This window comes from Sphingomonas sp., from assembly GCF_029239295.1.
In the GTDB taxonomy this organism is placed as follows: Bacteria; Pseudomonadota; Alphaproteobacteria; order Sphingomonadales; family Sphingomonadaceae; genus Sphingomonas.
In genome coordinates this window covers 157,086-171,652 of record NZ_JAQZBC010000004.1, presented here as the reverse complement: position 1 = coordinate 171,652, position 14,567 = coordinate 157,086, and the positions used below count along the sequence as shown (strand labels likewise).

Sequence of the window (14,567 nt, the reverse complement as noted above, 5' to 3'; positions counted from 1 at the left end):
ACGCGACGCGCACGCCCGGGTCTAGAGCCTCGTTCCTGTGCGCCGAGCAACGCCAGGTAGAGATTCGCCCATGAACAAAGCTTTCCGCAAACAGCTTCCCGGCAGCGACGTCGACTTCTTCGACACGCGTGAGGCGATCGAGGCGATCCGCCCCGGCGCCTATGACGGCCTGCCCTATGTCTCGCGCGTCCTGGCCGAGCAGCTCGTGCGCCGCTGCGATCCCGCCTTGCTCACCGATGCGCTGACCCAGATCGTCGAGCGCAAGCGCGATCTCGATTTCCCCTGGTATCCCGCCCGCGTGGTCTGCCACGACATCCTGGGCCAGACAGCGCTGGTGGACCTCGCCGGCCTGCGCGACGCCATTGCTGACAAGGGCGGCGATCCGGCGAAGGTGAACCCGGTCGTCCCGACCCAGCTGATCGTCGATCACAGCCTTGCGGTGGAGCATGGCGGCTTCGATCCGCAGGCGTTCGAAAAGAACCGCGCGATCGAGGATCGCCGCAACGAGGATCGCTTCCACTTCATCGAATGGACCAAGGAGGCGTTCCAGAACGTCGACGTGATCCCGGCCGGCAATGGCATCATGCACCAGATCAATCTGGAGAAGATGTCGCCCGTCATTCAGCTGCGCGACGGCGTCGCCTTCCCTGACACGTGCGTCGGCACGGACAGCCACACCCCGCACGTCGATGCGCTGGGCGTCATCGCCATCGGCGTCGGCGGGCTTGAGGCGGAAACGGTCATGCTTGGCCGCGCGTCGATGATGCGCCTGCCCGACATCGTCGGCGTGAAGCTCACCGGCAAGCGCCAGCCGGGCATCACTGCGACCGACATCGTGCTCGCGATCACCGAATTCCTCCGCAAGGAGCGAGTGGTCGGAGCGTGGCTCGAATTCTTCGGCGATGGTGCGGAAAGCCTCACGATCGGTGACCGCGCGACCATTTCCAACATGTGCCCGGAATATGGCGCCACCGCCTCGATGTTCTACATCGATCAGCAGACGATCGATTATCTCCTGCTCACCGGTCGCGAGCCCGCGCAGGTCAAGCTGGTCGAAACCTATGCCAAGCACACCGGCCTGTGGGCCGACGCGCTGACGGCCGCGCAGTACGAACGCGTGCTCGAATTCGACCTCTCGACAGTAGTCCGCAACCTCGCCGGTCCGTCCAACCCGCACCGTCGCCTTCCCACGTCGGCGCTCGAGGAAAGCGGCATCGCCGTGGGGCTGGCCGCCGCCCAGGCAGAAGAGCGCCAGGGATTGCTGCCCGACGGCGCGGTCATCATCGCCGCGATCACCAGCTGCACCAACACTTCGAACCCGCGCAACGTCGTTGCCGCTGGCCTCGTCGCGAAGAAGGCCAACGATCTTGGCCTAGTCCGCAAGCCCTGGGTGAAGACCAGCTTCGCGCCCGGCTCGATCGTCGCGCGTCTGTATCTGGAGGAATCGGGCCTGCTGCCGGAGCTGGAGAAGCTCGGCTTCGGTATCGTCGGCTTCGCCTGCACGACCTGCAACGGTATGTCTGGCGCGCTCGATCCGACGATCCAAAAGGAGATCATCGATCGCGATCTCTATGCGACTGCCGTCCTCTCCGGAAACCGCAACTTCGACGGGCGCATCCATCCCTATGCCAAGCAGGCGTTCCTCGCCTCGCCGCCGCTGGTGGTGGCCTATGCGATTGCCGGCACGATCCGCTTCGACATCGAACAGGACGTGCTCGGCGTCGTCGACGGCAAGGAGATCCGCCTCAAGGATCTGTGGCCGACCGATGAAGAGATCGACGCAATCGTTTCCGCGCATGTAAAGCCGGAGCAGTTCCGCTCGGTCTATGAGCCGATGTTCGGCGCCCGCGCCCGCTCGGCGGAGAAGATCAGCCCGCTGTACGATTGGCGCCCGACCTCCACCTACATCCGCCGCCCGCCCTATTGGGATACCGAGGGCGTCGGTGCGCTCGCGGCGCATCCGCGTACGCTGAAGGGCATGCGTCCGCTGGCGATCCTGCCGGACAACATCACCACCGACCACCTCTCGCCATCGAACGCGATCCTGCGCTCGTCCGCAGCAGGCGAATATCTGGCGAAGATGGGCGTGCCGGAGGAGGACTTTAACTCCTACGCCACCCACCGTGGCGATCACCTCACCGCAATGCGCGCGACCTTCGCCAACCCGCAGCTCGTCAACGAGATGGCGGTGGTCGACGGCCAGGTGAAGCGCGGCAGCCTCGCCCGCGTCGAGCCCGATGGCGTCGTCATGCGCATGTGGGAGGCGATGGAAACCTACCATGAGCGCCGGCAGCCGCTCATCATCATCGCCGGCGCCGATTACGGCCAGGGTTCGTCGCGCGACTGGGCGGCAAAGGGCGTTCGCCTCGCCGGTGTGGAGGCGATCGTCGCCGAAGGGTTCGAGCGTATCCACCGCACCAACCTCATCGGCATGGGCGTGCTGCCGTGCGAGTTCAAACCGGGCACGACGCGTCTGACGCTCGGTCTCGACGGCACCGAAACCTATGACGTTGTCGGTGAGCGTCGCCCGGGTGCGGAATTGACGCTCCTCATCCACCGCAAGAATGGAGAGACGGTCGAAGTGCCCGTCACCTGCCGACTCGACACCGCAGAGGAAGTCTCGATCTACGAGGCCGGCGGCGTGCTGCAGCGGTTCGCGCAGGACTTCCTGGCCTCGGAAGCGGAGGCCGCTTGATGGCCGGACAGGTCCGCATCCCCGCCACCTATATGCGCGGCGGCACCAGCAAGGGCGTGTTCTTCCGGCTGGAGGATCTGCCCGAAGCCGCCCGGGTTCCGGGGCCCGCGCGCGACAAGCTGTTCCAGCGCGTCATCGGCAGCCCCGATCCCTATGCCGCGCAGATCGACGGCATGGGCGGCGCGACGTCCAGCACCAGCAAGTGCGTCATCATCTCCCCCAGCAGCCAGCCGGGTCACGATGTCGACTACCTCTACGGTCAGGTGTCGATCGACACCGATTTCGTCGACTGGTCGGGCAATTGCGGCAACCTCTCCACCGGCGCGGGCGCCTTCGCGATCCACGCCGGCTATGTCGATGCGAACCGCGCCGAAAACGGCATGTGCACCGTCCGCATCTGGCAGGCGAACATCAACAAGACGATCATCGCCCACGTCCCCGTCTCAAATGGGGAAGTGCAGGAAACCGGCGACTTTGAACTCGATGGCGTCACCTTCCCATCGGCCGAGATCGTCCTCGAATTCGTCGACCCCGCCGACGACGGCGAAGAGGGCGGCTCGATGTTCCCGACCGGCAATCTCATCGACGAGCTCGACGTGCCGGAGGAAATCGTGCCGGGCGGCAAGCTCAAGGCAACGATGATCACCGCCGGCATCCCGACGATCTTCGTCAATGCCGCCGACATCGGCTTCACCGGCACCGAACTGCGGGAGGCGATCAATTCCAATCCGGATACGCTGCGCCGGTTCGAGGCGCTGCGCACGATCGGCGCGATGAAGATGGGCCTTATCAAGTCGCCCGAGGAAGCCGCCAAGCGGCAGCACACGCCAAAGATCGCCTTTGTCGCGCCACCGACCGACTATTCTTCGTCCAGCGGCAAGATCGTGAAGGCCGCGGACATCGACCTGCTCGTCCGCGCGCTGTCGATGGGCAAGCTCCATCACGCAATGATGGGTACCGCCTCGGTCGCCATCGCTACGGCGGCGGCGGTCCCTGGCACGCTCGTCAACCAGGCGGCTGGCGGCGGTGAGCGTCAGGCGGTCCGCTTCGGCCACCCGTCCGGCACGCTGCGCGTCGGCGCGGAGGTTCGCCAGGTTGATGGCCAGTGGACCGTCACCAAGGCGATCATGAGCCGCAGCGCGCGCATCCTGATGGAAGGCCATGTGCGCGTTCCCGAGGGAAGCTTCTGAACAGCCGACCAGCCCGCACCCTCGCGGGCTGCGCCACGGCAGCACCAGTTACACGCCCCTCGCCGGGCGACACGTAAAATCAGAAAGAGGACTGAAAGAGCATGACCGACACCGCCACCGCTCCCACCTTCAAGCCGAAGAAGTCCGTCGCCCTCTCCGGCGTCACCGCCGGCAACACCGCACTGTGCACCGTCGGCCGCACCGGCAACGACCTGCACTATCGCGGCTATGACATTCTCGATTTCGCCGAGACGGCCGAGTTCGAGGAAATCGCCCACCTGCTCGTCCACGGCTGGCTCCCCAATGCGGCTGAGCTCAAGGCTTATAAGACGAAGCTGAAGGCGCTCCGTGGCCTGCCGCTCGCCGTGAAGGAGGCGCTCGCCGCGCTCCCCGCCGCCGCTCACCCGATGGACGTGATGCGCACCGGCGTGTCGGCACTCGGCTGCGCGCTCCCCGAAAAGGACGATCATAACGCACCGGGCGCCCGCGACATCGCCGACCGGCTGATGGCCAGCCTCGGCTCGATGCTGCTCTATTGGTACCATCTGTCGAACAACGGCGTGGAGATCGATGTCGAGACCGACGACGAATCGATCGGCGGCCACTTCCTCCACCTGCTCCACGGCGAAGCGCCGAGCGAGAGCTGGGTGCAGGCGATGCACACCTCGCTGATCCTCTATGCCGAGCATGAGTTCAACGCGTCGACCTTCACCTCGCGCGTCATTGCCGGCACCGGCTCGGACATGCACTCGTGCATCACCGGTGCAATCGGCGCACTGCGCGGGCCCAAGCATGGCGGCGCCAATGAAGTCGCCTTTGAAATCCAGAAGCGCTACCAGAACCCGGACGAGGCAGAGGCCGATATCCGCAAGCGGATGGAAGCCAAGGAAGTCATCATCGGCTTCGGTCACCCGGTCTATACGATCAGCGATCCGCGCAACGTCGTGATCAAGCGCGTCGCCAAGAAGCTGTCGGACGAGGCAGGCTCGACCAAGATGTACGACATCGCCGACCGCCTCGAGACGGTGATGATGGACGTGAAGAAGATGTTCCCGAACCTCGATTGGTTCTCGGCCGTCTCCTACCACATGATGGGCATCCCCACCGCGATGTTCACGCCGCTCTTCGTGATCGCGCGCACCTCGGGCTGGGCGGCGCACGTGATCGAACAGCGCGAAGACAATAAGATCATCCGCCCCTCGGCCAATTACACCGGCCCCGAGGATCTCCAGTGGGTGCCGCTGGCCGAGCGCAAGTAAGCGCCCGCTGACGTAGTGAGAGGATCGGAGGCGCGGCCGTCGTCGAGGGCCGCGCCAAGCTACAAAAAATGCTGACGCATACCCAAATCTGACGTCGAATAAACAAGGACCGACAATGCCTTACCTCCTCGCCTCCGACCTCCCCACCGAATCCGCCGGCAAGCGCTTCCGCGCCGGCCTTGAGCGTCCCGGCATCTTCCAGTTGCCCGGCGCGCACAACGGCCAGGCCGCAATCCAGGCGCGCAACGCCGGCTTCGACGGCCTGTACCTCTCGGGCGCGGCGATGACCGCCTCGATGGGCCTGCCCGATCTCGGTATCATCACCGTCGATGAAGTTGCCTTCTTCATCCGCCAGATCGTCCGTTCGTCCGGCCTCCCGCTGCTCGTCGATGGCGACACCGGCTATGGCGAGGCGCTGAACGTCATGCACATGGTCCGCACCTTCGAGGACGCGGGCGCCGGCGCGGTCCACCTTGAGGACCAGATCCTGCCGAAGAAGTGTGGCCATCTGAACGGCAAGAACCTCGTCTCAGCGATGGACATGGCGACCAAGGTTGCCGCCGCGAAGAAGGCCGCGCGTGACATCGTCATCGTCGCCCGTACCGACGCCGCCGGCGTGGAGGGCTTCGACGCCGCGGTCGACCGCGCCAAGCTCTACGTCGAGGCCGGCGCCGACGCGATCTTCCCCGAGGCGCTCAACACCCGCGAGATGTTCGAGAAGTTCGCCAAGGCGATGCCGAACGTGCCGCTGCTCGCCAATATGACCGAATTCGGCAAGACCCCCTTCTACACCGCGGCCGAGTTCGAGGAGATGGGCTATAAGATGGTGATCTGGCCGGTCTCGTCCTTGCGCGTCGCCAACAAGGCGCAGGCAGAGCTCTACGCCTCGATCAAGGAAAACGGCGGCACCCACAAGTACGTCGACCGGATGCAGACCCGTCAGGAGCTGTACGACACGATCGGCTTGCACGATTTCGAGGAACTCGACGCCAGCATCATCAAGACGGTTGTTCCCGTGATGCCGCAGGAGGGCTGATCCCCCCCGTCTGCCCGGCTGGGATCGAGCCGGCCGGGCAGGCTCCTCTCTTTTCGCAACATCCGCAAAACGCTAAGCTCACGATCCGGTAACGCTGGCTCCCCGCCGACCCCTGGATGCGAAAGGTGCAAAGGCGCACATGCGGAAAACTTTCATGGGCGTGCGGCTGCGGCGGCTGCGCGAGGAACGGCGGCTGAAACAGGTCGAGCTTGCCCAGGCGCTCGGCATCTCGACCAGCTACCTCAACCAGATCGAACAGAATCAGCGCCCGCTGACCGTGCCGGTGCTGCTGAAGATCAACGCCGTCTTCGGCATCGATGTGCAACTCTTCTCGGAGGATGAAGAGGCCCGCCTCATCACCGACCTTCGCGACAGTCTCGCCGAGGCGCCCGAACCGATCTCGCTCGCCGAGATCCGCGAACTCGCCACCAACATGCCCGCCGTCGCCCGCACCCTGATCGGGCTCCAGCGGCGCCACCGCGAGATGATCGAGCGGACCGAGGCGATGGCCGATCAACTCGGCAACGAATGGCTCGCCGGCGGTTCAGCACGGATGCCGTTCGAACAGGTGCGCGAATTCTTCCACGCGCATTACAACCACATCGAACCGCTCGATCAGGCGGCCGAGCGGCTCTACCAGGAGGCCGGTTTCGCCCCGCGGATGGTCCATTCGGGGCTGATCGAGCGTCTGGCGCGGCTGCATGACATCCGCGTCGTCCATGCCCAACCCGGCTCGGTGCAGCGCCGCTACGATCCCGATACGCGCGTGCTGCACGTCTCGCCGGACCTTCGCCCGGGGCAGCAGGCGTTCCAGATGGCGACCCAGCTTGCCTTCCTCGAGGTCGGCGACCTGATCGACGATCTGGCGAGCAGCCCTGTCCTCACCGGCAGCGAGGCACGGCGCCTCGCGCGCATCGGGCTGGCCAATTACTTTGCCGGCGCGCTCCTCCTGCCCTATGGCGATTTCCTCGCCACGGCGGAGGCGCAGGCCTATGACATCGAACGACTGGGTCGCCATTTCGGCGTCGGGTTCGAAACGATATGCCACCGCCTCTCGACGCTCCAGCGGCCCGAAGCGCGCGGCGTTCCCTTCTTCTTCATACGCGTCGACCGCGCCGGCAACATCTCGAAGCGGCAATCCGCGACCGACTTCCACTTCTCGCGCGTGGGCGGCAGCTGTCCCTTGTGGAAAGTCTATGAGGCGTTCGCCCAGCCCGGCCGCGTCCTGCGTCAGGTCGCGCAAATGCCCGACGGCCGAACGTATCTTTGGGTCGCGCGGACGGTGCGGCGCACCGCCGGCGCCTTTGGCGAACCGGGCAAGACCTTTGCCATTGCGCTCGGCTGCGACATTCGCCACGCGCACCGGCTCGTCTATTCGCGCGGCTTCGACCTCAGCGATCCGTCGGCGGCCACGCCGATCGGTGTCGGGTGCAAAGTGTGCGAACGCACGGCCTGCCCGCAGCGGGCGTTCCCGATGATCGGCCGGGCGGTCGCGGCTGACGAGAACCGCAGCACGCTCACCCCCTATCCGGTTGCCTTCGCCAGCGGCAGCGACCGGCCCTAGCGCCTCAGTTGCCCAGCGCTTCCATCGCGCTGGCCAGATTACCGTTGTGGCTCGCCAGCGCTGCCGCCGCCGCCGCCGGGCTCGCCCCGCGCGCGATCAGCACCGCGCGCCGCACATCATCACCGCCCCGCGCGAGCGCCTCGCGCGCCAAGCCTTGGTCGACGCCCGCGATCGTCACGATCATGCGCTCGGCACGCGCCCGCAGCTTGGCGTTCGAAACGCGCATGTTGACCATCAACCCCGCGTGAACCAGCCCCAGCCGCACCATGATCGTGGTCGACAGCATGTTGAGCGCGGCCTTTTGCGCGGTACCCGCCTTCATCCGCGTCGACCCGGCGACAATCTCGCTTCCGGTGTCGGCCAGGATGGTATGCTCCGCGGCGGTCAGCAGCGGCGTCTCCGGATTGTTGGCGATCCCGATCGTCAGCGCGCCAGCGGCACGCGCCGCGTCGATCACAGCTACCGTATAGGGCGTGCGACCACTGGCCGCGACGCCGATCACCACATCCTGCGGCGTCAGGGACGAGGCAGCCACCGTCTCACGCGCTTCAACCGGGTCATCCTCCGCCCCCTCTGCGCTCTCGATCAGCGCGCGGGTGCCGCCCGCCATCAGGAACAGCAGCCGCTCGCGGGGCCAGTTATAGGTCGGGTACAGTTCGACCCCGTCCTGAACCGCGACACGGCCCGACGTGCCGGCCCCGGCATACACAAGCCGCCCCGTCTCGCCGAGCCGCCGCGCGGCCGCCTCTGCGGCGCCCGCGATCGCCGTCACTTGGCTCTTCAGCGCGGCGACCGCCGCCAGCTGCCCTTCCAGCATGGCTTCGACGGCGCTCGACGCGGGCCAACGATCGATGCTGGCGTAGCGCGGATCAACGGTTTCAGTGCTCACGCACGACGCTCCTTCACTGACGGTCGCTGGCCTTCATCGACGGGCGCGTCGTCGACAGCGAAGGCGCCGGTAAACCCGGCCAGCCGCAACGCCCCATGCAGCGCATCCCCCTTTGGCTCGCTGAGCTTTGCTGCGGTCCGGTCGCGCAGCCACGGGCGAAGATGGGGCGCCAGCCCCCCCAGCATCGCGCACGCCGGCGCGCCCCGCGCAAAGATCGTGTCGATGAAACATTCGACGTGCCCGGCGGCCTCCGTCACGATCGCACGCGCAATGTCATCGTCCTGCTCCGCATGGTCGATCACGATCGGTGCCAGCGCCGCGTAATCGGCCGGCCCTGCGCGATCCATCCACGCGATGGCGCGCGGGATCATCTCCTCGAACCGCGCGGTGATCGCACAGGTCAGCGGCGTCCGCTTGGTCCGACCGTCCAGCGCGCGTAGCGCATGGCGCATCGCCGATAGACCCAGCGCCGCACCACTTCCCTCGTCCGAAATGGGAAAGCCGTAGCCGCCGATCGAACAATCCACGCCATCGATGCGCAATTGCGCGATGCTTCCCGTGCCCAGGATCAACGTCGCGCCGTCCTGTCCGTCATGCGCGCCGATATTGGCGATCACTGCGTCCGACGCCCACGCCGTGCTGGCGAGCCCAAGCTCCATCGCCTCCAGCGCCGCGGCGCTGCCCGGACGCGAAATCCCGGCAATGCCGATCCCCGCCGCCACGCGCCCGCGATCCTCGCGGGTCAGGCCGGCGCTCCCCACCGCCTGATCGATCACTTCGTCGATCGCCGATCGCACTGCTTCCATGCCAAGGCGTGTGCTGGCAGGGCCGCTATGCCCGGTGCCGACGATCGTTCCGGCGGCATCCACCAGCCGGCCGCGGCAATGGCTGCCGCCCGCATCGATGCCAAGGTACCATTCCACCATGCTGGGCAATGTGTCCGTCCTGGCCGCCATCGGCCCATTCCCTTTGACCCCGCCGGTATAACCCCCAGTGATGCGGATCGCCTATCGCGCCTATAGCGGGATTGACGCGCGCGCCGCCGCGTAGAACGATCGGGCCATGACGCACATCGCCGCCGCTGCGGCGCCCGACCAGGACAGCATCCCCCGCGCGCCCGTCAACCGGCGCGGCATGGCGTTGTACGGGCTGCTTGGCTTTGCCGCTGGCCTGCCCTTCTACATGTTCTCCACCGTGCTCGCGCTCCGCTTGCAGGCGCATGGCGTGGCACTGGCGGTGATCGGCTTCTTCGCCTGGGTTCAGCTTCTTCCCACGCTGAAGTTCGTGTGGGCGCCGCTGTTGGATCGCTATGCCGTCCCGGGTTTCTCGCGCTTTTATGGCAAGCGGCGCGGCTGGCTGATGCTGGCGCAGCTGGGCATCTTCGTCTCGATGCTGGGGATGGCGCTCACCGCCGGCGATGACAGTCTGGCGATCACGGCATTGTTCGCGGTGCTGCTGGCGTTCTGGACAACGACGCTGGAGATCGCCGCCGACGCCTGGCGTATCGAGCTGTTCCCCTCCCAGGACGAACAGGGCCCGATCGTCGCGGCGAACCTGTGGGGCTATCGCAGCGCAATGGTCGCGGCCGGCAGCGGCGCGTTGCTGCTCGCCGACTGGAGCGGCTGGACGCTCGCCTATCTCGCCATCGCGTTGGCTGCGTTCCTGCCCTTCCCGGTCCTCGCCGCCATGAACGGCGCGGATGATCGCGACGTGGAGCGGTTCACCTCGCTCACCACCGGCATCCTCGCCAGCGTCATCATCCTGGCAGCGACCACCGTCGCGACGATGGCGATCGGCTGGCTGATCCTGCGCGCCGCGGAAGGGGCCGGAATCGATGCCGGCTCCAACGTCACGCCCTGGGTGCTCGGCCTGTGCATGTTGCCGTTCCTCGCCATGGCCGCCGCCTTGCCCCGCATCCGTTGTTCGCCGCCGACATCGAAGCTTCGGCGGTCGGTCGCGCTCGGGCCGTTCGTCAACTTCTTTTGGCGGTTCGGCTTCGGCGCGCTGGTGCTGATGGCGTTCGTGTCGCTCTACCGCATGGGCGACGTCCTCGCGCTCAACCTGTCGAAGCCGATGATCAAGGATCTGGGCTATTCGCTGTCGCAGATCGGCCGGGCCGACAGTCTGGTGGCGCTCGTCTCCAGCATCGTCGGCGTGGGGCTCGCCGGCTGGCTGGTGACACGCTGGAGCATGACATGGGCATTGACCGCCGGTGCGCTGCTCGCCGGGATCGGCAACTTTGCCTTTGTCTGGCTCGCGCAGCAGCCGGTCAACGAAACGCTGCTGTACATCGCGACCGGCGCTGATCAGTTCGGCAACGGTTTCGCGGGCACCGTGTTCGTCGTGTACCTGTCGCTGCTGGTCAATCCACGCTTCGCCGGCGCGCAATATGCCTTCCTCACCGGCTTCGCCTTCATGTTGCCGCGGCTGCTGGCCGGCGCGGGAGGGACGATCGTCGGCGCGATCGGCTACGACAATTTCTTTCTCCTCTCCGGCGCGCTCAGCGTGGTCACCATCGTGTTCCTTCCAGCGCTGGCCCGGATTCATTCTCGCCCGGATGACGACGCATGAGCGATACCGTGATTGACCAGGCTTTTGGGCCCGCTGCTCAGGCGATAGCATCCGGCCGCATCCCCGGCGCGACGCTCGGCATCGTCACGGCGCGCGGTGATCGTGCGGTCCGCCTGACTGGCGCTGCACAAAAGATACCGGTCGACCACGCGCTGACCCGCGAGCACTGGTTTGATCTCGCCTCACTGACAAAGGTCATCGCCACCACCACCTTTGTCCTGCGCCTCGCCGACGAGGGGCGGATCGACCTTGATCGCCCGCTCACCGATGCGATCCCCGACCTGCGGCAATATGACGTCGCCAACGCGCCCGAACGGCGCCTCACCTTTCGCGATTGCCTCGTCCACCGCACCTTCCTGCCCGCGGTCGAGCCGATCTACACCTATGGCGACAACCCCGCGCGGCTGCGCGCCTTCGTTCTGCAGCGCGAGTGGCGTCACGGCCCGCCGGTCTATTCCGACATCAACTTCATCCTGCTAGGCATTGCGCTCGAGCGACTGACCGGCGGGGGGATCGACGCGCTGCCGCTCGGCAACGGCCTCTGCTGGGGGCCGCCTCCCGGCCCTGCGGTCGCGACCGAATATTGCCAGTGGCGCGGACGCGTTCTCGTTGGCGAGGTGCACGACGAAAACTGCTCGGCCATGGGCGGGAAGATCGGCCACGCCGGCCTCTTCGGCACGGTCGATGGTGTGCTCGATTTCGCACAGGGGCTGCTCGACGGCACCGGGGCCAGCCCGGCGATGCTCGACGCCACGAAGACCCCGGTGGAGGGGCACCGCACGGCCGGCTGGGAAATTCGCTTCCCCGGCTGGTCCGGCGGGCAATCATGTTCGCCGGGCACCATCGGGCATACCGGCTTCACCGGCACTGGCCTGTGGGTGGACTTCGATCGCGGACTGGCTTGGACGCTGCTCACCAATCGCGTTCATCCGACGCGTCACTTCGACAGCGGCATCTTCACGCTGCGTCCGGAAACGGGCGAGGCGCTGATCGACGCCTTCGACGCCGCGCAGTCAGCCTAACCGCCCGCCTGATTCTTCCCGATCAGTTCGCCTCCGCCACCGCCACCAGCGCAGCGTCGATCGCCGCCGTCGCGCTGACGTCGCCCGGCATGTCGTTGGCATAAGCGGCAAAGGTGAACGTGCGCCCGCTCGCGGTGGTCATGTAACCGGCCAGCGCGTTGGAGGCGTTCAGCGTCCCCGTCTTGGCATACAACCGCCCGGCTAGCCGCGTGCCCTTGAAGCGGTTGGACAAGGTCCCGTCGACACCCGCCACCGGGAACGTTTCGCGCCATGCCGGTCCCCATGTCTGGGTGGCGCCCCAGCGAAGCAGGGCCACCGTCCCGCGCGGCGTCACGCGGTTGTAGTTCGACATGCCCGAGCCATCGGCAAAGTCATATTGCCACGGCGAGAGGCCCGCTTGATCGAGTACGCGCCTCACCGCCCGCTGCCCGTCCGCGACCGATCCGCTGCCGTCCACCGCGCCAACCCGGCGCAGCAGCAACTCGGTGTGGAGATTCTGGCTCACCTTGTTGGTGTGGATCAGATCTTCGCTCAGCGGCCCCGGTGCCAGCCGCGCCAGCACCTGTGGCTGGGGCGCACGCGCCGCCGGCGCCGTGCCGCGTACCTCGGGATCATCACCCGGCATCAGCGGCCGGTGACGCGCGGCCACCGTCCCCGTCACCTTGACACCCTGCTCACGCAGCAGGCCCGACAGCAGCCACGCCGCACGATGCGCGGGATCGTCTAGGCCGACCCGCATCTCGTACGGCGCGATGCCGGCCGGGATGGTCCCGGTCAGCCGCAACAGATCGGTGCCGGGCTCACGGGTGGCGCTGATCGCGCGCTTTCCGCCCGCCGGTACCGTGATCACCCGATTGTCGATCGTGAAATACCCGTCGCCGGCCACCACTGCCGACGCGCCGACCGCGCCCGGCGCGACTGACAGCGCCACTTCATTGTCGTCGATCGTCAGCGCGGAAATGGCGGTGCCATATTTCCCCACCATGTTGTTCCAGCTCATCCCCGCCGGCCAGCGTTCGTCAGGGAAGGCAGTATCGTCACCAATGACGTTGCGGACCTGCCGGGTCTGGCGTGCCACGGCGGCGGCAAGATCCTTCAGGCAGTTGCGTGTGCAATCCGCCGCGCTGGACAGTCGCGCGTCGCCCCCGCCCGCCAGGATCACGTCGCCATCCTCCAGGCGAACACTGGCGCCCGCCGCTTCGTCTGTCCCGTTCGTGTCGAGCAGCGCGAAGGCCGCAGCGGTCGTGTACAGCTTGGTATTGGATGCCGGCACGAACCGCTCATCGGGGCGCACCGCGACGATTTCGCGCCCGTCCTCGTCCACCACCAGCAACCCCAATCGGGTGCCTTGTGCCGCTTGCGCAATGGCGCTGGCAACCGGCGCCTCCGTCGCAGGCGGAGCGGCCGCGGCACTTTGGGCGATCGCCAGCAGGGGCAGCAGGACCAGCATCATTCGGCGTCAATCTCCTCTTTCAGCACCGCCAGGAACTCGCTCGCCAGCGCCGATGGTGGCCGGTCGAGCAGATGGATCGCGTGGAGGTCGAATGTCAGCGACGGACGCAGCGGCCGCATCGCCAGCCCCGGGCACAGCCATGCTTCGGCGGTAAAGCTGTCGACCACGGTCACGCCGACGCCGGCGCGTACCAGCCCTGCGGCGATGTAGAATGTCCGGGCCGCGACAACCTCGTTCAGCTCCAGCCCAAGGCGATCGAGCTCATCGGTCAGCAGCGTGCCGATCGGCCCACTTCCCGCGAGCGAGATGAACGGCCGGTCCACCAGATCGGACAGCTCGACCCGCGCTGGCGCGTCCGGCATGTCGGCTTCACGATACAGGACGACCAGTTCGCCCTCGCCCAGCCACGTCGTGTTCAGCGCCGCGCCGCGCGGCGGCTCGCTGGCGATCGCAATATCCGCTTCGCGCTCGTACAGCTTGCGCAGCAGGTCGTCGTGATGAACCGTCTGCAGGTCGAAATGCACCTTCGGATGCTTCTGCAGAAAACGCGATACCGCCATCGGCAACACGCCGAGCGCCAGGCTCGGCAACGCCGATATGCGCAACCGTCCGCCGCCGCCGCTGCGCATGTTGCGCCCCGCCTCGCGCAGCGCGCGGACCCGTTCCTGGATCTCGGCGACATCGGCAAACAGGTTGCGCGCGTCCTCCGTCGGGACCAGCCGGCCACCGGTACGCTGGAACAGGTCGAAGCCAAGCAGCGTCTCGGCATGCCGCAGCGTCTTGGAGACGGACGGCTGGGAGACGTTGAGTGCACGGGCGGCGGCGGAAACGGAGCCGTTGACGTACACGGCGTGGAATATTTCGATATGGCGCAGGTTCACCGGCAAG

The 14,567-nt window shown here is 66.8% G+C and carries 11 protein-coding genes; 7 read left to right on the top strand and 4 right to left on the bottom strand.

The features are described from left to right. The first annotated feature begins 70 nt into the window (after positions 1-70). The 5 genes from acnD (at position 71) to K0S66_RS05690 (ending at position 7,744) form a co-directional block, all read left to right on the top strand. A complete protein-coding gene (gene acnD, locus K0S66_RS05710; RefSeq protein ID WP_301074231.1) occupies positions 71-2,695 on the top strand; it encodes a Fe/S-dependent 2-methylisocitrate dehydratase AcnD in 2,625 nt (874 codons plus the stop codon). Beyond that, on the top strand, positions 2,695-3,885 hold the full coding sequence (prpF, locus tag K0S66_RS05705) for a 2-methylaconitate cis-trans isomerase PrpF (protein WP_301074229.1): 1,191 nt from the start codon (positions 2,695-2,697) through the stop codon (positions 3,883-3,885). The genes acnD and prpF overlap by 1 nt, the downstream gene beginning before the upstream one ends. 101 nt (positions 3,886-3,986) lie before the next feature. After that, on the top strand, positions 3,987-5,144 hold the full coding sequence (prpC, locus tag K0S66_RS05700; protein ID WP_301074227.1) for a 2-methylcitrate synthase: 1,158 nt from the start codon (positions 3,987-3,989) through the stop codon (positions 5,142-5,144). Between the two features lie 115 nt (positions 5,145-5,259). Then, a complete protein-coding gene (gene prpB / locus K0S66_RS05695; protein WP_301074226.1) occupies positions 5,260-6,180 on the top strand; it encodes a methylisocitrate lyase in 921 nt (306 codons plus the stop codon). A gap of 139 nt (positions 6,181-6,319) precedes the next feature. Continuing rightward, on the top strand, positions 6,320-7,744 hold the full coding sequence (locus tag K0S66_RS05690; protein WP_301074225.1) for a short-chain fatty acyl-CoA regulator family protein: 1,425 nt from the start codon (positions 6,320-6,322) through the stop codon (positions 7,742-7,744). Between the two features lie 4 nt (positions 7,745-7,748). Here the strand turns inward: K0S66_RS05690 and K0S66_RS05685 are convergent, their stop codons facing one another. Together K0S66_RS05685 and K0S66_RS05680 are read right to left on the bottom strand one after the other, a co-directional pair. Next, complete coding sequence (locus K0S66_RS05685) at positions 7,749-8,633, bottom strand: N-acetylmuramic acid 6-phosphate etherase (protein ID WP_301074224.1); 885 nt, start codon at positions 8,631-8,633, stop codon at positions 7,749-7,751. Continuing rightward, positions 8,630-9,589: a BadF/BadG/BcrA/BcrD ATPase family protein gene (locus K0S66_RS05680; RefSeq protein ID WP_301074222.1), complete on the bottom strand. Its 960-nt coding sequence runs from the start codon at positions 9,587-9,589 to the stop codon at positions 8,630-8,632. The genes K0S66_RS05685 and K0S66_RS05680 overlap by 4 nt, the downstream gene beginning before the upstream one ends. A gap of 106 nt (positions 9,590-9,695) precedes the next feature. Here K0S66_RS05680 and K0S66_RS05675 point away from each other — a divergent pair, with 106 nt between their 5' ends. Then, positions 9,696-11,204 (top strand): permease, encoded by a 1,509-nt coding sequence (locus tag K0S66_RS05675; RefSeq protein ID WP_301074221.1) that lies wholly within the window; start codon positions 9,696-9,698, stop codon positions 11,202-11,204. Further along, complete coding sequence (locus K0S66_RS05670; protein WP_301074219.1) at positions 11,201-12,226, top strand: serine hydrolase; 1,026 nt, start codon at positions 11,201-11,203, stop codon at positions 12,224-12,226. Before K0S66_RS05675 ends, K0S66_RS05670 begins: the two co-directional genes overlap by 4 nt. A gap of 22 nt (positions 12,227-12,248) precedes the next feature. Here the strand turns inward: K0S66_RS05670 and dacB are convergent, their stop codons facing one another. After that, on the bottom strand, positions 12,249-13,679 hold the full coding sequence (gene dacB, locus K0S66_RS05665; RefSeq protein ID WP_366520782.1) for a D-alanyl-D-alanine carboxypeptidase/D-alanyl-D-alanine-endopeptidase: 1,431 nt from the start codon (positions 13,677-13,679) through the stop codon (positions 12,249-12,251). After that, positions 13,676-14,560 (bottom strand): LysR substrate-binding domain-containing protein, encoded by an 885-nt coding sequence (locus K0S66_RS05660; protein WP_301074216.1) that lies wholly within the window; start codon positions 14,558-14,560, stop codon positions 13,676-13,678. The genes dacB and K0S66_RS05660 overlap by 4 nt, the downstream gene beginning before the upstream one ends. Positions 14,561-14,567 lie beyond the last annotated feature (7 nt).

Excerpts from the sequence above, each read along its gene's own strand:
- acnD (WP_301074231.1), top strand. The coding sequence starts at position 71 with ATGAACAAAGCTTTCCGCAAACAGCTTCCCGGCAGCGACGTCGACTTC.
- prpF (WP_301074229.1), top strand. The coding sequence starts at position 2,695 with ATGGCCGGACAGGTCCGCATCCCCGCCACCTATATGCGCGGCGGCACC.
- prpC (WP_301074227.1), top strand. The coding sequence starts at position 3,987 with ATGACCGACACCGCCACCGCTCCCACCTTCAAGCCGAAGAAGTCCGTC.
- prpB (WP_301074226.1), top strand. The coding sequence starts at position 5,260 with ATGCCTTACCTCCTCGCCTCCGACCTCCCCACCGAATCCGCCGGCAAG.
- K0S66_RS05690 (WP_301074225.1), top strand. The coding sequence starts at position 6,320 with ATGCGGAAAACTTTCATGGGCGTGCGGCTGCGGCGGCTGCGCGAGGAA.
- K0S66_RS05680 (WP_301074222.1), bottom strand. The coding sequence starts at position 9,589 with ATGGCGGCCAGGACGGACACATTGCCCAGCATGGTGGAATGGTACCTT.
- K0S66_RS05675 (WP_301074221.1), top strand. The coding sequence starts at position 9,696 with ATGACGCACATCGCCGCCGCTGCGGCGCCCGACCAGGACAGCATCCCC.
- K0S66_RS05670 (WP_301074219.1), top strand. The coding sequence starts at position 11,201 with ATGAGCGATACCGTGATTGACCAGGCTTTTGGGCCCGCTGCTCAGGCG.
- dacB (WP_366520782.1), bottom strand. The coding sequence starts at position 13,679 with ATGATGCTGGTCCTGCTGCCCCTGCTGGCGATCGCCCAAAGTGCCGCG.